We start from the raw sequence: 18,548 nt of genomic DNA on the forward strand, positions 1-18,548 counted from the left end.
CTTGTCCGACACCAGGGCGGGGCGCAGACTAACTTGGCAAAAACTGCCAAAGGAGAGTTTCATGGCCACCATGAACATTTCGCTGACCGACCCGCTCAAGCAGTTCGTGGACGAGGAAGTGCGTGAAGGCGGCTACTCCAGTACGTCGGACTACGTGCGTGACCTGATCCGCCAGCGCCAGCGCAGCAAGGCCGAAGAGCTGCTCAAGCAGTTGATAGCCGAGGGGCTGGCTTCTGGTCCAGGCGTTGCGGTGACGGCCGACACATTCGAGCGCATGCGTCGCGAACTGACCGAAAGGATGGAGCGTGAAGGCGATTGAATGGCGGCCAAGGGCCGAAGCCGACGCAGCCGATGCCGCGCTGTGGTTTGCACGGCAAGGTGGGCTGGTACTGGGTCGGCGCTTTCTCGCCGAGTTGGAGGCCACGCTTCAACGCATCGCGGTGTTTCCAGGCTTGGATTCCACCCGGCACGCCGACCTCGCAGCACAGCTGCCGGTGCCGTTGCGGTTCATGCTGGTTCCGGGCTTCGAACGCTACCTCGTCTATTACCTCGATCTACCGGACCGCGTGGACATCATGCGTGTGTGGTGCGTTGATCGTGGTCTTGACGCACTGATGCAAGACATTTCCTGAAATTCAAACGCGTGGATTCGACGATGACCTTCCTCCCGCAACTCCGTATTCCCGCCACCTACATGCGCGGCGGCACCAGCAAGGGCGTGTTCTTCCGCCTGCAGGACCTGCCCGAAGCCGCTCAGGTGCCGGGCGCCGCGCGCGATGCGCTGCTGATGCGCGTGATCGGCTCGCCCGATCCGTATGGCAAGCAGACCGACGGCATGGGCGGTGCCACCTCCAGCACCAGCAAGTGCGTGATCATCTCCACCGCCTCGGTGCCGGACCACGATGTGGACTACCTGTACGGCCAGGTCTCGATCGACACCGCCTTCGTCGATTGGAGCGGCAACTGCGGCAACCTCAGTACGGCAGTGGGTCCGTTCGCGATCGCCAATGGGCTGATCGATCCGGCCCGGGTGCCGCGCGATGGCCTGTGCACCGTGCGCATCTGGCAGGCCAACATCGGCAAGACCATCATCGCCCACGTGCCGATGCGCGATGGCGAAGTGCAGGAGATCGGCGATTTCGAGCTGGATGGCGTGACCTTCCCGGCCGCCGAGATCCAGCTGGAGTTCATCGATCCGTCCGATGACGGCGATGCGGGCGCGATGTTCCCGACCGGCAACCTGGTCGACACCCTGGACGTGCCGGGCGTCGGCAGTTTTGAGGTGACCATGATCACCGCCGGCATTCCGACCATCTTCCTCAATGCGGCCGACCTGGGCTACACCGGCACCGAACTGCAGCCTGCGATCAACGAGGACAAGGGGGCGCTGGAGCGCTTCGAGAAGATCCGCGCCTACGGCGCCTTGCGCATGGGTCTGATCAGGAACCTGGAAGATGCGGCCACCCGCCAGCACACGCCGAAGGTGGCCTTCGTGGCGCCGGCACAGGACTACGTGTCCTCCAGCGGCAAGGCCATTCCGGCCTCGGCCATCGACCTGCACGCGCGGGCGTTGTCGATGGGCAAGCTGCACCACGCGATGATGGGCACCGCCGCCGTGGCGATCGGCACGGCGGCGGCGATTCCGGGCACGCTGGTCAATCGCGCGGCCGGTGGTGGTGAACGCGAAGCGGTGACCTTCGGCCACCCTTCCGGCACGCTGCGCGTGGGTGCGCAGGCCGGCCTCGTTGACGGCCAGTGGACAGTGACCAAGGCCATCATGAGCCGCAGCGCCCGCGTATTGATGGAAGGCAAGGTGCGGGTGCCGGCCGAATAACCAGCCGGTCGGCGCTGGCATCACATGCTTCGGTAGATGCCAACCTTGGTTGGCATGGCATTGGCACCGCCCGGGCAACGTCCAGCGCCAACCAAGGTTGGCGACTACCGGGAGGCGCGGCCTGAGCTCTGAAGAGGAGATCGACGATGTCTGACAGCCACACCCCATCCAACGAGCGTGCAGCGTGGGATGCGCTGCTGGTGGACATCGTCGATTACGTACGCGACGCGCGCATCGACTCCCCCCTGGCCTTCCAGACCGCGCACTACTGCCTGCTCGACACGCTGGGCTGCGGGCTGGAAGCGCTGTCCTTCCCGGCCTGCAGCAAGCTGCTCGGTCCGCTGGTGCCGGGTATCAGCGTGGTCAACGGGGCGCGCGTGCCGGGTACGCACTACGTGCTGGACCCGGTGCAGGCCGCCTTCAACCTGGGCGCGATGGTGCGCTGGCTGGATTTCAACGATACCTGGCTGGCCGCCGAGTGGGGCCACCCGTCGGACAACCTGGGCGGCATCCTGTCTGTCTGCGATTGGCTGGGGCGCAACGCGCAGGCCCTGCATCGCCCAGCGCCGACCCTGCATGACGTGCTGCTGGCGATGATCAAGGCACACGAGATCCAGGGCGTGCTGGCCCTGCAGAATTCCTTCAACCGGGTCGGGCTGGACCACGTGGTGCTGGTCAAGGTGGCCACCACCGCGGTGGTCGCGCAGTTGCTCGGCCTGGATCGCGAACGCATGCTCAATGCACTGTCGCTGGCCTGGGTCGATGGCCAGGCGCTGCGCACCTACCGGCACGCGCCCAACACCGGCTCGCGCAAGAGCTGGGCGGCCGGCGATGCGACCAGCCGTGGCGTGCGCCTGGCGCTGATGGCGGCCAGTGGCGAGATGGGCTATCCCAGTGTGTTGAGCGCGCCGACCTGGGGTTTTGAAGCGGTATCGATGCAGGGCAAGGCGCTGACGCTGGAGCGACCGCTGGGCAGCTACGTGATGGAAAACGTGCTGTTCAAGATCAGCTACCCGGCCGAGTTCCATGGCCAGACCGCGGTGGAGGCGGCGATCACGCTGCACCAGCAGCTGCGTGCGGTGGGGCGGCGGGTCGAGGACATCGCGCACATCGCCATCCGCAGCCAGGAAGCCTGCATCCGCATCATCGACAAGCAGGGCCCACTGCATAACCCGGCCGACCGCGACCACTGCGTGCAGTACATGGTCGCCATCGCATTGCTGCATGGGCGGCTGGTGGCCCAGGACTACGAGGACGATGTGGCGGCGGATCCGCGCATCGATGCGCTGCGCGCGAAGATGACCTGCCATGAAGACCCGCAGCTCAGCGCCGATTACCTGGACCCTGACAAGCGCAGCATCGCCAACGGCCTGAGCGTGCGCTTCACCGATGGCACCGAGCTGCCCGAAGTACTGGTGGAATACCCGCTGGGCCACGCGCGCCGTCGCGAGGAAGGCATTCCGCTGCTGATGGACAAGTTCCGCCGGCACCTGGCCCATCGCTTCCCGACCACCCAGCAGCAGCGCATCCTGGCCGCATCGCTGGATCCGGTGGCGCTGGCGGCGATGCCGGTGACCGACTATGTGGACCTGTACCTGCCGGGGTAGGGGCGCTTCACCGGATCTGACACCACGCCTGCCTGCCGGGCACATGGCTCGACCCGCTTGGGTAGGTGCCAACCTTGGTTGGCACGGCCGACGCCAACCAAGGTTGGCGGCTACCGAGGCGGCTTTGGTCCACACCGCTGTTGGCGGAGGCTCCTCAAAAACAGCGCAACTAAATAGCGAGCCTGATCAAACTACATACGTGGAAAGGCATCCATAGTCGGTACGCACCGAAATGGCATTGTCTCCCGTCCATGCAATATGCGCGGTACGGACCACATGATCTACGGGAAAGCGTCGAATTTCCCTCATATCCGTGAAGTCATGAAGGGCAATATGTCCACGGTGCAGGATGGCGAGTCGCTTGCTATCGCTATCCAGCGCAAAGTCAGTTCGTGTCATGTCAGCGAACTTCGGCCACCCGGGACGGCATTCTCCCGTTGCCGCATCCAGGCACAACAGACGCCATTTTCCATATTGCTCCAATGCCAGCAGCCAACGCCCGTCGGCACTCCACTCCATCTTGGTGATCATTTCGAAGTCACTTCGATGTCGGCGGACAGTATCCGCTTGAGCAATATCGATGCACTCGATCTCACCGGGAGTGGCGCAGCAGGCAAGCGTCGTGGCATCCGGAGAGAGCGCGCCCATCATCTGCCTCGAATGCCCACCCACCATCGCTGGGGTACGTGCCAACTGCAGGAAGCGCTGTCCATCGGCGAGTCTCATTACCGTTACATGATCACCGTCATGCCACGCGACGTATCCGTTTGAGGTTGTCAGGAACGGCGATGACATCACCGTTGCATCGCTGATCCGCTGGGGAGTACGGCCATCGGATGGCCAAAGGTAAATGCCGGAGTCGAGTCGGATCAGGAACCCTTTGCCGTCATCTGCAGGGAGTGCCGACCATGCAAGGTCCGTTTTGCCGGGTCGCCAATCATGGAGGATCCCGGCGTCGTCACCAACGAGCAGCAGCATGTCGGTCGCTGCACCAGACGCATCCTCATCCTGATAACGGTTGGTCACCATCCTGCCATGGCACCCGGCAATCGTCAGTGCCCCCGTATAGCCACCGCCGATGTACCTGTGCATGCTCGGTTGCCCAGCCTCGGCGACAGGGTTTACCAGTACGAAGCCCTTTTTCAGCCGCGACCACTCCTGTTTGATGGCCCATTTCAGTGCCTCGTCGGGACTCGGGAAGTCTTTCAACTGTGACTTCAGCTTCCCTGGGCTTCCGGAGGTGACTTCGACAGCCCCTCGGTCACATCGCGTACCCCAGACCTTACCGGTCGTTGGATCCTGAATCATGCGTACTCGTGTCATTGCAATGTTCACTACTTTCCAGAAGGCCTGATGCCGATGCTACAGCGGCGACTGAAGGCCGATTGGGAAGTCGCTCAATCGAGGGTTGAACCCGTCACTTTGGGGCGGCTTCGGTCTTCTCTCCGCCGGGACATTACGCACCACGATTGGGGGAGCGCCCGATCCCAAGCCAGACAGGTTGCCGGCATCGGCCTGTGCCTGGCGCGACGGGGGAGGGGCGCTTGGGTAGGTGCCAACCTTGGTTGGCACGGCCGACGCCAACCAAGGTTGGCGGCTACCGAGACTGCCGGCCAGCGGCCGGCACTACCCGCACCGCGGCAATTGCCGGATTTGCGTCAACACCTTGACGTGGCCTGCCTATAATGGCCGCCTCGATCAAGGAGTGACGACATGAGCGGTCCGGCACGGCGGAAGCGGTGGGGGTGGGCGGCGGCCGTACTGGCAGGAGGCCTGTTGCTGGGGCTGGCCGGCTGCCGCAATGACAGCGGGCAGCTGCCCAAGGCCAGTGGTGAAGCCATCACCACCAAGGCCGAGCAGGTGAAGGAATTCACCCTGCTGCGTGCCTACCCGGACCAGAAGAATGACGGCCTGTCGCTGGCGCTGGAGTTCTCGCGCCCGCTGGTCGGCACCCAGGATTTCGACAAACTCGTTCGCTTCGAAGAGAAGGTCGGCACCGAGGACAGCAGCTGGACCCTGTCCGATGACGGCCTGACCCTGCGTTACCCGTTCGTCGAGGCCGGCAAGGAGTTCAGCCTGGTGGTCTCGCCGGACCTGCTGGCCGCCGACGGCAGCCGGCTGGGCAAGGAACTGAAGCAGAAGGTGTTCAGCGGCGAGCTGAAGCCGGTGGTCGGTTTCGCCTCGCAGGGCAGCGTGCTGCCGGCCAAGGACAGCCGCGGCTTGCCGGTGGTCTCGGTGAACGTGCCGGAGGTCGATGTCGAGTTCCTGCGCGTGCGCGAGAAGGACCTGCCGACCTTCTTCAGCCAGTACCAGCGCGGCGGCCGCCGTGGCAGCTGGGAGCTCAGCAGCGACTACGAGCGCAGCCCGATCAACAAGCTGGCCGAGCCGGTCTACGTCAACCGCTTCATCCTGGGTGGCAAACAGAACGAGCGGGTGCTGACCTACCTGCCGACCCAGGACATCAAGGAACTGCAGGAGCCGGGCCTGTACTTCGCCCTGCTCAAGCGCACCGGTGACTACGAGGGCGAGTTCGATACCGCGTTCTTCTCGGTCAGCGACATCGGCCTGCATACCCGTGCCTACAAGGACAAGCTGTTCGTGCACACCGCCGGCCTCAAGGACGGTGCGCCGCTGAAGGGCATCGACCTGCGCGTGCTCGACGCCAAGGGTGAGGTGGTGCTGAAGGGCAGCACCGACGGCAACGGCAATGCGCTGCTGAACTACACCCTGGATGCCACCCACGTGCTGGTCGCCAGCAGTGGCAAGGACACCAGCTTCCTGCCGTTCAACCAGCCGGCGCTGGACCTGAGTGAGTTCGCCGTGGCCGGTCGTGACAACGCCTGGTTCGACGTCTACGCCTGGTCCGGCCGCGACCTGTACCGCCCGGGCGAGACCGTGCGCCTGTCCGCGCTGCTGCGCGACAACGACGGCAAGCCGGTCAAGGCACAACCGGTGTTCCTGCGCCTGAAGCAGCCCGACGGCAAGACCTTCCGCGAGACCCGCCTGCAGCCGGGCGACCAGGGCTACATCAACTTCGAGCAGGTGATCCCCGCCGAGGCGCCGACCGGGCGCTGGCAGGTCGAGTTCCGCACCGACCCGGCCAGCAAGGAAGCGATCCAGGGCATGACCCTGCGCATCGAGGAGTTCCTGCCCGAGCGCATGAAGCTGGACCTGGACAGCGCGCAGAAGACGCTGAAGCCGGGCGAGGACCTGCGCCTGCAGGCCAACGGCGCCTATCTGTACGGCGCGCCGGCCGATGGCAACCGCTTCACTGCGCGCATGGCGGTGGCTGCCGAGCAGAAGCCGATGGAGGGCCTGCCGGGCTATTTCTTCGGTGACCCGACCCTGCAGCTGCCGCGCGAGGCCAAGGACGTGATCGATACCACGCTGCCGGCCAATGGCCAGCTGCGTGAGGATGTGGCGTTGCCGGAAGAGGCGGCCAAGGCCAAGGCACCGATCGCCGTGGTGTTGTCCGGCAGCCTGTATGAAACCGGTGGCCGCACGGTCACCCGTACCCTGAAACGGGTGATGTGGCCGGCCAACGCGCTGGTCGGCGTGCGGCCGCTGTTCAACCCCGACGATGGTGCTGATTCCAACGGCAACGCACGCTTCGAACTGATGCGCGTGGATGCCGCCGGCACACCGCAGCCAGCCAAGGGCCTGAAGATCACCCTGGTGCGGGAACTGCGCGACTACCACTGGACCTTCAACGACAACCGCTGGGATTACGATTTCACCCGCCGTTTCGAGAACAAGGAAACCCGCACCGTCGATGCCGGCAGCAGTGCGGTTGCCTTTGATTTCCCGGTGGAGTGGGGCGAGTACCGGGTGGACGTGTTCGATCCGTCCACCGGACTGACCAGCCGCTACCCGTTCCGTGCGGGCTGGAGCTGGGGCGATGACAACCGTGGCCTGGATGCACGCCCGGACAAGGTCAAGCTGGGCCTGGACAAGACCGGCTACAAGGCCGGTGACACCCTGGAAGTGACGGTGACCCCGCCGCACGCCGGCAAGGGCATCCTGATGGTCGAGACCGACCGCATGCTGTATGTGCAGGACATCGAGGCCAAGCCGGGCTCGACCTTCAAGATCCCGGTCACCGCCGACTGGGAACGCCACGACGTCTACATCACCGCGCTGGTGTTCCGCGGCGGCAGTGCGCCGAGCAAGATCACCCCGGCCCGCGCCGTGGGCGTGGTGCATGTGCCGATGGACCGCAAGGGCCGAACCGTGGCCGTCGGCCTGGTCGCGCCCAAGCAGATGCGACCGGAACAGGACCTGCCGGTAACGGTCAGCGCACCGCAGCTGGCCGGCAGGGCCGCGCACGTGACCGTCTCGGCGGTGGACGTGGGCATCCTCAACATCACCCGTTTCCCGGTGCCCGACGCCGGTGCGCACTTCTTCGCCCAGCGTCGCCTCGGTATCGATGCCTATGACATCTACAGCCGGGTGATCGAGAGCTTCGATGGTGGCAGCGGCAAGCTGAAGTTCGGCGGCGACATGGCGCTGCAGGCACTGCCGCAGGCCAAGCGCCCGACCGCGCGCGTGCAGACCGTGGACCTGTTCTCCGGCCCGGTGCAGCTCGATGCCAAGGGCAATGCCCGCATCCGCCTGAAGGTGCCGGACTTCAACGGCACCCTGCGCGTGTCCGCGCTGGTCTACAGCGATGACCAGTACGGCAAGCGTGACGTGGAAACCATCGTGCGCGCCCCGATCCTGGCCGAAGCCAGCATGCCGCGCGTGCTGGCCCCGGGCGACCGCAGCACCGTGACCCTGGACGTGCAGAACTTCACCGGCAAGCCGGGGCAGTTCAACGTCAAGGTGGAAAGCGAGGGTCCGCTGAACCTGGGTGAGGGCAGCCGCAGCGTGCAGTTGAATGCCGATGCCAAGACCACGCTGAGCTTCCCGTTGTCGGCTCGCGAGGGCCACAGCGTGGCCAAGGTGCGGGTGCGCGTGGACGGCAACGGCTTCAAGGCTGATCGCCGCTACGACCTGCCGGTGCGTGCGGCGTGGCCGCAGGTGCTGCGTTCGCAGGTGCGCACACTCGATCCGCTGGCCGCGGTCAGCCTCGACAACAGCCTGACCGATGGCCTGATGGCCGAGTCGGTGAATGCCCGCCTGCTGGTCAGCCCGCTGCCGCCGATCCCGTTCGCCAGTGCACTGCAGGGCGCGCTGAACTACCCGTATGGCTGTGCCGAGCAGACCACCAGCAAGGGCTATGCCGCGCTGATCCTGGACCAGGCGACGTCGTCGATGCTCGGTGCCGACGGCCTGGATGCCAAGACCCGTAGAGAGCGCATGGAAGGTGCGTTCGGTCGCCTGGCGTCGATGCAGGTGGCCAATGGCAACTTCTCGATGTGGGGTGACGACGGCTACGTCAATCCGTGGCTGACCCCGTACATCACCGAGTTCCTGCTTGATGCCAAGGACGCCGGCTTCGCCGTGCCCGACAACGTGCTGCAGAAGGCGCTCAACCGGCTCAGCGAGGATCTGCTGTCCGGCGGCAATCAGTTCTATGGCCAGGAGGATCGCGAGAAGCTGAAGTTCGCCAACCAGGCGTATTCGGGTTACGTGCTGGCCCGGGTCAACCGTGCACCGCTGGGTACCCTGCGCACGCTGTACGACAACGAGCGCAGCAAGGCGGTCGGTGGCCTGTCGCTGGTCCACCTGGGCGTGGCGCTGTCGCTGCAGGGTGATGCCAAGCGTGGCCAGGCCGCGCTGGCGGCGGCCTTCGCCAAGTCCAGCAGTGAACGTCCGTCGTACTTCGGCGACTACGGCAGTGCGATCCGTGATGACGCGCTGATGATCGCGCTGACCCACGAGAACAAGCTGGCCAAGCCCGCCTGGGATGCGCGTGCGGTGGATCTTGGCCGTGGCCTGGATGCGCGCCGCAATGCCGGCTGGATGTGGCTGAGCACGCAGGAACAGGTGGCGATTGCCCGCCTCGGCAAGGCCCTGGCCGCCAACCAGAAGGCGCTGGTGGCCGGTGAGCTGGTGATCGGTGGCAACACCGAAGCCATCGGCGAGCGCAAGCTGTTCGGCCGCAACTTCAGCGCCAGTGAGCTGGCCAGCGGCGTGCGCTTCACCCCGCAGGGGCAGCCGCCGATGTTCGCCAGCATCGACGTGGCCGGCATCCCGCGCAGCGCACCGGCACCGGACAACAGCGTGCTGGGCGTCGAGCGCAGCTACTACGGCACCGATGGCAAGCCGTGGTCGCCGCGCCCGCTGAAGGAAGGCGAAGCACTGATCGTGCGCGTCACCGTCACCGCTGACACCACGATGCCCGATGCACTGCTGACCGACCTGCTGCCGGCGGGCCTGGAGATCGAGAACTTCAACCTGGGCGATGCCAAGCAGTGGGCCGACGTGGTGGTCGATGGCATCACCATCAGCGACCGTGGTGAGGCCGCCGACACCAAGCACGAGGAGTTCCGCGATGACCGCTATGTGGCCGCGCTGAAGCTCTCGCGTGGCAGCAAGGCCAACGTGTTCTACCTGGTACGCGCGGTGACGCCGGGAACCTACTCGGTGCCGCCGCCGCTGGTGGAGGACATGTACCGGCCGCAGCTGCGCGGCGTCGGCCGCAGCAACCCGACCACGATCACGGTGGTACAGCCGTGACCGCGCGGACGGGCTGCGACGGCGCGGCCCGTCCTGCCGGCAACCTGCAATGAACAACACGATGTCGATCCGGCTGGCGGCCCTGCGCCGCCGGCTGCAGCCGCTGTGGCCCTGGCTGCGCTGGGGCACGGCCGCCACGCTGGCGCTGCTGCTGGTGCTGGATTTCGCCTTCCCGCCACCGCTGCCGAAGCAGCGTGATACCAGCACCCTGGTGGTGGCTGCCGACGGCACGCCGCTGCGTGCATTCGCCGACGCCGAGGGTGTGTGGCGCTACCCGGCTTCGATCAACAGCGTCTCGCCGCTGTACCTGCAGGCGTTGCTGACCTACGAAGACCGCTGGTTCTGGCGGCATCCGGGCATCAACCCGCTGGCGATCCTGCGTGCCAGCGGCCAGCTGCTGCGTGGCGGCCGCATCGTTTCCGGTGGCTCGACCCTGACCATGCAGGTCGCCCGCATCCTCGATCCGCATACGCGCACGCCGTGGGGCAAGCTCAAGCAGATGCTGCGCGCGGTGCAGCTGGAAGTGCACCTGAGCAAGCAGCAGATCCTGGCCCTGTATCTGGAGCGCGCGCCCTACGGCGGCACCATCGAGGGGGTGGAAGCGGCCAGCTGGGCCTACCTGGGCAAGCCGGCGGCGCAGCTGTCGCATGCCGAGGCCGCGTTGCTGGCGGTGCTGCCGCAGGCGCCGAGCCGGCTGCGCCCGGACCGTCATCCGGAAGCGGCGCAGAAGGCGCGCGACAAGGTGCTGTCCCGCATGAACGAGCTGGGCGTGTGGACGGCAGACGAAGTGGAAGACGCGCGTATCGAGAATGTGGTGGCGCGCTCGCTGCGCCCGCCGCTGCACGCCGCGCTGCTGGCGCAGCGCCTGCACTCGGCGCATCCGGGCCAGGCACGCATCCAGAGCAGCATCGACATCGGCCTGCAGCGCACGCTGGAAGAACGCGTGGCCAGCTATTTCTCGACGCTGCCCGAACGCACCTCGGCCGCCCTGCTGGTAGTCGACAACCAGACCCTGCAGGCGCGTGCCTATGTCGGCACGCTGGCGTTCGGTGACCGGCAGCGGCTGGGCCACGTGGACATGGTGCAGGCCTGGCGGTCGCCGGGCTCCACGCTCAAACCGTTCCTGTATGCCATGGCGCTGGACGATGGCCTGATCCATTCGGAAAGCCTGCTGGTCGATGCGCCGCAGAGTTTCGGCAGCTACCGCCCCGGCAACTTCGACATGGCTTTCAATGGGCCGATTGGTGCCTCCAGCGCGCTGCGGCTGTCACTCAACGTGCCCTCGGTGGACCTGCTGCAGCGGGTCGGTCCGGCGCGCTTCGCCGCACGCCTGTCGCACTCCGGCATCCAGCTGCGCTTCCCGCCGGGCAGTACACCCAATCTGTCGCTGATCCTGGGCGGCACCGGTGCGCGGCTGGAAGATCTGGTCGGTGCGTTCGCAGCGCTCAACCGCAACGGCATCGCCGGGCGCGTGCGCTACACCGATGACGAACCGATGATCGAGCGTCGCCTGGCCTCGCCGGGCGCCAGCTGGATCGTGCGCGAGATGCTGGAATCGAATCCGCGGCCGGGGTATAGCGTCGGGACATTCGATGTCGGTGGCCGCCCGCGCGTGGCGTGGAAGACCGGCACCAGTTACGGGTACCGCGATGCGTGGGCGATCGGCAGCACCCGCCACTACACCGTGGGCGTGTGGGTGGGGCGGCCGGATGGTACCCCGTTGCCGGGCCAGTACGGCGCGGTGACCGCGCTGCCGCTGATGTTCGAGGTGGTGGACAGCCTGCCGCGCCAGCGCGGTGATTCAGCTGCTGCACCGATGCCGGCCAGTGTCAGCAAGGAGGACGTCTGCTGGCCCACCGGCGAACGTGCCGAGGGCCTGCCAGCGGCGCTGTGCCAGCGGCGGATGTCGGCCTATCTGCTGGACGGTGCGGCACCGCCGACCTTCCCCGAGCGCGAGGCGCGGCGCTGGCAGCCGGGGCGGCAGCGTTACCTGGCCGACGCGCGGACCGGTCTGCGTGTATCCGCTGATTGCCGTTTGCCACATGAGGAAGTCGCGCGGGAGATCGCGCGTTGGCCGGCGTTGTTGTCGCCGTGGCTGCCCAAGGCCACGCGCGAGGCTTCGCAGCTGCCGGCGCTGTCGCCGGACTGCCGCGACGACGGGCGTGAGGCCAGCGTCGCGCTGCACGTGGACGGGCTCAATGACGGCGCCACGCTGGCGCGCGCGCCGAATTCCGAACACGGCGTGCGCCTGCAGCTGCGCGCGCTGGGCAGCGAGCAGGCGGTGGACTGGTTGCTGGATGGACGCTGGATTGCACAGACCCACGGCGCGCAGCTGATGCAGCGCGAGTTCGCCGATCCGGGCGCACACACCCTGACCGCGCTGGCAGCCGACGGCGCGTGGACGCAGGTGCGGTTCAACGTCCTGCGATAGGTGCTGGGAATGGCCCGTCGACCCGACGCATCCATGCTCTGGTAGGTGCCAACCTTGGTTGGCACGCGATAAATGCGCCCACCAAGGTGGGCATCTACCAAGGCGTTTGCGGGGCCGCTATTCCCCGATCCACCCGTCCAGCAGGTCGGCGAACTCGTCGGCGTGTTCTTCCTCCTGCGCCAGGATCTCTTCAAGGATGCGCTTGGTGGTGGTATCGCGGTCGCCGATGAAGTTGATCATCTCGCGGTAGCTGTCGATGGCGATCCGTTCAGCCACCAGGTTCTCGCGCACCATGTCGCGCAGGTCGCTGCCTTCCTTGTATTCGGCATGCGAGCGCGTGGTCAGCGTATCCGGGTTCAGGTCCGGCTCGCCGCCAAGCTGGACGATGCGCTCGGCCAGCTTGCCGGCGTGCGCCTGTTCCTGCTGCGCATGCTCGAGGAACTCGGCCTTGACCGCGTCGGCCAGCATGCCCTTGGCCATGAAATAGTGCCGGTAGTAGCGCAGCACGCACACGTACTCGGTGGCGAGGGCATCGTTGAGCAGCTTGATCACCACCTTGCGGTCGGCGCTGTAGCTGTCGGTGATCGCGCCGTCTTCGATGTTGTGCCGGGCACGCTCGCGCAGGGTCTGACGGTCACTGATGCCGGGAATCCCGGCGGCGGGCTTGCTGGCTTTGGCTGGCTTGCTGGACATTGCTGGCCGTTTCCTTCTGCGGTGGGGAATCAGGTAGGCAGGTGCTCCAGCACGTACTCGGCGGAAGACACCTCGAACTGGCCCGGCTGCTCGATCCAGGCCGCACGCACCACGCCATCGACCACGTACAGCGCGAAGCGGCGCGAGCGCATGCCCATGCCCGAGGCGCTGGCATCCAGCTCCAGGCCGAGCGCGCGGGTCAGCTCGGCATTGCCGTCGGACAGCATCAGCAGGCCGTCGGGCACCTTCTGGTCGGCGGCCCAGGCTTTCATCACGAACGGGTCGTTGACCGCCACGCAGTAGACATCGATGCCGCGCTGGCGGAAGGCCTCGAATTTTTCGACGTAGCCGGGCAGGTGGCGGGCCGAGCAGGTGGGGGTGAACGCGCCGGGCACCGCAAACAGCACGACCTTGCGGGCGTCGAACAGCGAATGCGTATCAAGTGTTTCGATGCCCTCGCGGATGCGCTTGAGGGTCACTTCCGGAATGTGGTCGCCGACATGGATGGTCATGGGGAACTCCTTGCTGGGGCAGGCTAGTGGGCCGGATGGGACAGGGGCGTCAAGACATTGGAAAACCCGTGTGCAGGCCCCATCTTCAGGCGTTGCGGCGGGGGCTTCCAGCCACAGCCTGGGGCATCGGGATGGCAGCGGCATTGCGCAGGATCAGTCGGCCTCACCGGGGCCGCACGAGGGGCGGCGTAGCATCGCCGGCGCGTAGAATGAACCCGGGGCGGCGCCACCGGCGCGGCCGAAGCAGATCGAGGTAGCTGGATGGAATTCAAGGATTACTACGCCACCCTGGGGGTGGAACCGAGCGCGGGCGAGGCGGAGATCAAGACCGCCTACCGCCGGTTGGCACGCAAGTACCACCCGGACGTCAGCAAGGAGGCCGGGGCCGAAGACAAGTTCAAGGCGGTCAACGAGGCCTACGAGGCGCTGCGCGATCCGGAAAAGCGCGCAGCCTACGACCAGCTGCGCGCGCAGGGCTATCGCCCGGGCGAGGAGTTCAACGTGCCGCCGAACTACGGCGGCGCCGGCGGTTTCAATTTCGAGGAAGTATTCGGCGGGGGTGGCCCCAACGGCGGCTTCAGCGACTTCTTCGAAAGCCTGTTCGCGCGCCAGCGTGGCGGTGCCGGTCCGGGCCCGGGCTTCAGCAGCCAGGGCCACGCACCCAACCGCGACACCCGCGCCAAGCTGTCGGTCCCGCTGGAAGCGGCCTACAGCGGCGACAGCCTGCGCATCACCGTCAACGGCAAGCAGCTGGACGTGCGCGTGCCCAAGGGCATCCGTCCGGGCCAGGTGATCCGCCTGGCAGGGCAGGGCAACCATGGCGGCAACCTGCTGCTGGAAGTGGAGTACGCCGCGCATCCGCAGTTCGAGGTCGACGGCCGCAACATCCTCTATACGTTGCCGGTCACGCCCTGGCAGGCCGCGTTGGGTACCAGCATCAGCGTGCCGACCCTGGGCGGTGCGGTGGAGCTGAAGATCCCCGCCGACTCCGATGCCGGCCGCAAACTGCGCCTGCGTGGCCGGGGCCTGCCGGGCAGCCCGGACGGCGACCAGATCGTTGAAATCGAGATCGTGGCCCCGGCCGCGACCGACGAGGCGCAGAAGAAGGCCTACCGCAATCTGGCCAAGGCCTTCGGCGAGTCGATCTGAGCACGCCTTGCGGTCGTGCCGGCCGCTGGCCGGCAATTTCATGACCTGGGACGGTGATGCGTGGTTGCCGGCCAGCGGCCGGCACGACCACGCGCGTCTCAGCCCTGGCCGGCGAACACCCGCTCCAGCACCTCGGACAGCTCGTCTTCCGAGAACGGCTTGGTGATGTAGGCCTTGGCGCCCTGGCGCATGCCCCACATGCGATCGGTGTCCTGGTCCTTGGTGGTCACCAGGATCACCGGGATATGCCGGGTCGCCTCGTCGCGGGCGAGGGTACGGGTGGCCTGGAAGCCGTTGAGATTGGGCATCACCACGTCCATCAGGACCAGGTCGGGCAGCTCGGCCCTGGCGGTTTCGACCCCGGCGGCGCCATCGGTGGCGGTCAGGATCTGGTGCCCGAGCTTCTCGACGATGCGCTGTATCCCCAACAGCTGCGACGGTGAGTCGTCGACGATCAGAATGCGTGCCATGTTGTTCCCCATGTAATGCCCGCAGTGTAGTGCGGGCTCATTACCGGCGGGAGGGGGGCACCTGCCGTCCGTCGCCTGCCTGCGACGTTCAGTCGATCCGCACCACCGTGCGGCCCAGCGATCCACCCGCCAGCATCCGCTCGAACACTGCCCGGAGGCCATCAAGGCCGACCTCGGCGGTGCAGATGCGGTCCAGGTGCTGCGGCTTCCACTCACCGCCCAGGCGCGACCACACCTCTTCGCGCAGCCGGCGCGGCGCATTGGCCGAAGACACGCCGAGCAGCGACACACCGCGCAGGATGAAGGGCATCACCGTCATGTCCAGCGTCGGGCTGGCCGCCAGGCCGGCGCTGACCACGCTGCCGTAGGGCACGGTCTGCGCCAGCAGGCTGGCGAGCATGGCGCCGCCGGCATTGTCCAGGCCCCCGCCGAAGCGCGCCGACTGCAGCGGGCCGGTGTCGGCCAGCGCCTCGCGCGGCAGCACCTCGCTGGCACCGATGTCGCGCAGGAAGTCGGTCTGGTCCGGCTTGCCACTGACCGCGTGCACGGTGTAGCCGGCACGGCTGAAGATCGACAGCGCCAGCGCACCGACGCCGCCGCTGGCGCCGGTGACCGCCAGCGGGCCGAGCGCCGGGGTCTGGCGGTTGTCCTGCATGCGCAGCAGCGCCAGCGCCGCCGTGAAGCCGGCGGTGCCCAGCACCATCGCCTCGCGCGGGCTCAGCCCGGCCGGCTGTGCAATCACCGCACGCGACTCCAGCCGCACATACTGGCTGTAGCCGCCGTCACGGGTCTCGCTGAGGCCGCAGCCGGTGGCCAGCACCGCGTCGCCTTCACGCCAGGCCGGGTCGGTGCTGGCGACCACGGTGCCGGCCACGTCGATGCCGCCGACCAGCGGGAAGCGGCGCAGGATCTTCCCCTTGCCGGTGCCGGCCAGGGCATCCTTGTAGTTGACCGAGGACCAGTGGGCGCGGATCAGTACCTGCCCGGGGTTGAGGTCGTCGACACCGAGCCGGGTCAGGCCGCTGCGATAGCCGGCGTCGTCGTTTTCGATGCGGAAGGCGGTGAACGGGGTGGTGGGGGCCATCGGCGTTGCCTGACTTCGAGGAAAACGCCACCTTACCCCGTCGTCGCCCTTTCGATCCTGCCGATCCGCCCCATCTTGTATGATCGGTAATGGTTTCACGGCTGGCGCCGCGGGAAGGGCCCGCGCCGCAGCCCACATCTTGATGGAGCGTGCATGGCCTGGAATACACCCGGCGGCAACAAGGGCGGACAAGGCCCCGAGGACAATCGACGCGGGCCGTTCGGGTCGCGCGGCGGTGGCAATGGTGGTGGCTGGGGCGGACTGCCCGGGCCGCTGAAGGACCTGTTCGACGGCGGCATCGTGCGTTGGGTGGTGGCGGCCGTGGTGCTGCTGGTGCTGTTCTCCAGCTTCCAGCTGATCGGTGAGCAGCAGCGTGGCGTGGTCCTGCGCTTCGGCCAGTTCTCGCGCATCCTGCAGCCCGGCCCGAACTTCAAGCTGCCGTGGCCGATCGAGTCGGTCACCAAGGTCAACGCCACCGAGATCAAGACCTTCTCGATCCAGGTGCCGGTCCTGACCCGTGACGAGAACATCGTCAACGTCTCGCTGAACGTCCAGTACCGCATCGACGATCCGCAGCAGTACCTGTTCGGCACGGTCGATGCCAACCAGGTGCTGGAGCAGTCGGCGCAGAGCGCGGTGCGCGAGGAAGTCGGCCGCGCCGACCTCAATGCCGTGCTGAACAACCGTGGCCCGCTGGCCGTGGCCGCCGAGGAGCGCCTGCAGGCGCTGCTGAAGGCGTTCAAGACCGGCCTGACCGTGACCGGCCTGACCCTGCAGGACGCCCGTCCGCCGGAGGAAGTGAAGCCGGCCTTCGACGAGGTCAATGGTGCCCAGCAGGTCAAGGAACGCCTGATCAACGAAGCCCAGGCCTACGCCGCCAAGGTCGTGCCGGAAGCCCGAGGCCAGGCCTCGCGCGCCCGTACCACCGCCGAAGGCTACAAGCAGGCGGTGGTGTCCAAGGCCGAGGGTGACGCGCAGCGCTTCAGCCTGTTGCAGGCCCAGTACAAGGACGCGCCGGAAGTGACCCGCAAGCGCCTGTGGCTGGAGACCGTGCAGCAGGTGCTGAGCGAGAACCGCAAGGTGATCGGCGGCGATGGCCGCCAGCTGATCTACGTGCCGATGACCGGCGACACCCGTCCCACCACGTCGGCCCCGGCCGCAGTGGCAAACCCGGACGTGGTCATGCCGTCGCTGCCGGGCGCAGCGGTGGAAGCTTCCCGTGATCCGGGCCGGCCGGTGGGCCGCCCGACCGGGCGACCGAGCGGCCGTGAGGAGGGCAGCCGATGAAGAGTCCTATCTGGATCGCCGTGATCGTGGCGGTGGTGCTGGGCCTGCTCGGCTCGGTGTATGTGGTCCGTGAGGACCAGACCGCCATGGTGCTGAACCTGGGCAAGGTGGTGCGGTCGGACATCAAGCCAGGCCTGCACTTCAAGGTGCCGGTGGTGGAAACGGTGAAGGTCTTCGACCGCCGCTTCCAGGTGCTCGACACCGCGCCGGCGCGCTACTTCACCGCCGAGCAGAAGGACGTCAGCGTCGACTTCTTCGCCATCGGCTACATCTCCAACGTGGGTGACTACTTCCGTGCCACCGGCGGCGACCCGCGCGTGGCCAACGCCCGCCTGGCGCCGATCATCACCGATTCGCTGCGCAACCAGATCAACTCGCGCACCCTGCAGCAGCTGGTGTCCGGCGACCGCAGTGAGCTGATCGCCGAGCAGTTGAAGGGAATCAACGAGGCCGTGGCCGGCCTGGGCATGCAGATGATCGACCTGCGCATCAAGCAGGTGGACCTGCCCACCGACAGCCAGGTGATCAACGACGTGTACGAGCGCATGCGCGCCCAGCGCAAGCAGGAAGCCGCCAAGCTGCGCGCGGAAGGCGAGGAACAGTCGCTGACCATCCGCGCCCAGGCCGACCGTGACAGCACCGTGCTGATCGCCGAGGCCGAGCGCGATGCACAGCGCCTGCGCGGTGAAGGTGATGCGGAAGCCACCCGCATCTACGGCAAGGCCGGTTCGGCTGATCCGTCGTTCTACGCGTTCTACCGTAGCCTGGAGGCGTACCGCGGCTCCATGACCGACGGCAACGGCGTGATCGTGCTCGACAAGAACGACCCGTTCCTGCAGTACCTGAAGAACGACCGCTGA

The 18,548-nt window shown here is 66.9% G+C and carries 14 protein-coding genes; 9 read left to right on the forward strand and 5 right to left on the reverse strand.

Annotated elements, in window-relative coordinates:
• Positions 1 to 61 precede the first annotated feature (61 nt).
• From AC5P5W_RS05175 to AC5P5W_RS05190, 4 genes are all read left to right on the forward strand, one after another.
• Entirely contained in the window at positions 62 to 319 is a 258-nt protein-coding gene (locus tag AC5P5W_RS05175; RefSeq protein ID WP_032957090.1) for a type II toxin-antitoxin system ParD family antitoxin, read from the forward strand.
• On the forward strand, positions 306 to 632 hold the full coding sequence (locus tag AC5P5W_RS05180; RefSeq protein WP_197575390.1) for a type II toxin-antitoxin system RelE/ParE family toxin: 327 nt from the start codon (positions 306 to 308) through the stop codon (positions 630 to 632). Before AC5P5W_RS05175 ends, AC5P5W_RS05180 begins: the two co-directional genes overlap by 14 nt.
• Before the next feature lie 23 nt (positions 633 to 655).
• Positions 656 to 1,834 (forward strand): 2-methylaconitate cis-trans isomerase PrpF, encoded by a 1,179-nt coding sequence (gene prpF, locus AC5P5W_RS05185; RefSeq protein WP_032957093.1) that lies wholly within the window; start codon positions 656 to 658, stop codon positions 1,832 to 1,834.
• Positions 1,835 to 1,980: 146 nt separating this feature from the next.
• A complete protein-coding gene (locus AC5P5W_RS05190) occupies positions 1,981 to 3,441 on the forward strand; it encodes a bifunctional 2-methylcitrate dehydratase/aconitate hydratase (RefSeq protein ID WP_197575388.1) in 1,461 nt (486 codons plus the stop codon).
• 186 nt (positions 3,442 to 3,627) lie between these two features.
• Here AC5P5W_RS05190 and AC5P5W_RS05195 read toward each other — a convergent pair whose 3' ends face one another.
• Positions 3,628 to 4,650, reverse strand: a complete 1,023-nt coding sequence (locus tag AC5P5W_RS05195) for a WD40 repeat domain-containing protein (RefSeq protein ID WP_180834798.1) — start codon at positions 4,648 to 4,650, stop codon at positions 3,628 to 3,630.
• Between the two features lie 504 nt (positions 4,651 to 5,154).
• Here AC5P5W_RS05195 and AC5P5W_RS05200 point away from each other — a divergent pair.
• Entirely contained in the window at positions 5,155 to 10,062 is a 4,908-nt protein-coding gene (locus AC5P5W_RS05200) for an alpha-2-macroglobulin family protein (RefSeq protein WP_197574713.1), read from the forward strand.
• A 49-nt stretch (positions 10,063 to 10,111) separates the two neighbouring features.
• On the forward strand, positions 10,112 to 12,493 hold the full coding sequence (pbpC, locus tag AC5P5W_RS05205) for a penicillin-binding protein 1C (protein ID WP_197574712.1): 2,382 nt from the start codon (positions 10,112 to 10,114) through the stop codon (positions 12,491 to 12,493).
• Positions 12,494 to 12,610: 117 nt separating this feature from the next.
• Here the strand turns inward: pbpC and AC5P5W_RS05210 are convergent, their stop codons facing one another.
• Both AC5P5W_RS05210 and AC5P5W_RS05215 read right to left on the reverse strand, forming a co-directional pair.
• Positions 12,611 to 13,186 carry a ferritin-like domain-containing protein gene (locus AC5P5W_RS05210; RefSeq protein WP_014648036.1) on the reverse strand — a complete coding sequence of 192 codons (576 nt, stop codon included), beginning with the start codon at positions 13,184 to 13,186 and terminating at the stop codon, positions 12,611 to 12,613.
• A 29-nt stretch (positions 13,187 to 13,215) separates the two neighbouring features.
• Entirely contained in the window at positions 13,216 to 13,698 is a 483-nt protein-coding gene (locus AC5P5W_RS05215; protein ID WP_053495212.1) for a peroxiredoxin, read from the reverse strand.
• Between the two features lie 261 nt (positions 13,699 to 13,959).
• On the opposite strand from AC5P5W_RS05215, the gene AC5P5W_RS05220 reads away from it, so the two are divergent.
• A complete protein-coding gene (locus AC5P5W_RS05220; RefSeq protein WP_012511838.1) occupies positions 13,960 to 14,847 on the forward strand; it encodes a DnaJ C-terminal domain-containing protein in 888 nt (295 codons plus the stop codon).
• A 98-nt stretch (positions 14,848 to 14,945) separates the two neighbouring features.
• On the opposite strand, the gene pilH is transcribed toward AC5P5W_RS05220, so the two are convergent.
• Together pilH and AC5P5W_RS05230 are read right to left on the reverse strand one after the other, a co-directional pair.
• Positions 14,946 to 15,317 carry a twitching motility response regulator PilH gene (gene pilH / locus AC5P5W_RS05225; protein ID WP_014648033.1) on the reverse strand — a complete coding sequence of 124 codons (372 nt, stop codon included), beginning with the start codon at positions 15,315 to 15,317 and terminating at the stop codon, positions 14,946 to 14,948.
• Positions 15,318 to 15,405: 88 nt separating this feature from the next.
• Entirely contained in the window at positions 15,406 to 16,401 is a 996-nt protein-coding gene (locus tag AC5P5W_RS05230; protein ID WP_049441256.1) for a YhdH/YhfP family quinone oxidoreductase, read from the reverse strand.
• A 153-nt stretch (positions 16,402 to 16,554) separates the two neighbouring features.
• Between AC5P5W_RS05230 and hflK the strand changes: the two genes are divergently transcribed.
• Positions 16,555 to 17,688 carry an FtsH protease activity modulator HflK gene (gene hflK, locus AC5P5W_RS05235; RefSeq protein WP_005418335.1) on the forward strand — a complete coding sequence of 378 codons (1,134 nt, stop codon included), beginning with the start codon at positions 16,555 to 16,557 and terminating at the stop codon, positions 17,686 to 17,688.
• Positions 17,685 to 18,548: a protease modulator HflC gene (gene hflC, locus AC5P5W_RS05240; protein ID WP_014648031.1), complete on the forward strand. Its 864-nt coding sequence runs from the start codon at positions 17,685 to 17,687 to the stop codon at positions 18,546 to 18,548. Before hflK ends, hflC begins: the two co-directional genes overlap by 4 nt.

This window comes from Stenotrophomonas sp. YJH_SMC_123, assembly GCF_059368215.1.

Coding starts and splice junctions, on each gene's coding strand:
- AC5P5W_RS05215 (WP_053495212.1), bottom strand. CDS start 13,698: ATGACCATCCATGTCGGCGACCACATTCCGGAAGTGACCCTCAAGCGC.
- AC5P5W_RS05220 (WP_012511838.1), top strand. CDS start 13,960: ATGGAATTCAAGGATTACTACGCCACCCTGGGGGTGGAACCGAGCGCG.
- hflK (WP_005418335.1), top strand. CDS start 16,555: ATGGCCTGGAATACACCCGGCGGCAACAAGGGCGGACAAGGCCCCGAG.
- AC5P5W_RS05175 (WP_032957090.1), top strand. CDS start 62: ATGGCCACCATGAACATTTCGCTGACCGACCCGCTCAAGCAGTTCGTG.
- AC5P5W_RS05190 (WP_197575388.1), top strand. CDS start 1,981: ATGTCTGACAGCCACACCCCATCCAACGAGCGTGCAGCGTGGGATGCG.
- prpF (WP_032957093.1), top strand. CDS start 656: ATGACCTTCCTCCCGCAACTCCGTATTCCCGCCACCTACATGCGCGGC.
- AC5P5W_RS05200 (WP_197574713.1), top strand. CDS start 5,155: ATGAGCGGTCCGGCACGGCGGAAGCGGTGGGGGTGGGCGGCGGCCGTA.
- pbpC (WP_197574712.1), top strand. CDS start 10,112: ATGAACAACACGATGTCGATCCGGCTGGCGGCCCTGCGCCGCCGGCTG.
- AC5P5W_RS05230 (WP_049441256.1), bottom strand. CDS start 16,401: ATGGCCCCCACCACCCCGTTCACCGCCTTCCGCATCGAAAACGACGAC.
- pilH (WP_014648033.1), bottom strand. CDS start 15,317: ATGGCACGCATTCTGATCGTCGACGACTCACCGTCGCAGCTGTTGGGG.
- hflC (WP_014648031.1), top strand. CDS start 17,685: ATGAAGAGTCCTATCTGGATCGCCGTGATCGTGGCGGTGGTGCTGGGC.
- AC5P5W_RS05210 (WP_014648036.1), bottom strand. CDS start 13,186: ATGTCCAGCAAGCCAGCCAAAGCCAGCAAGCCCGCCGCCGGGATTCCC.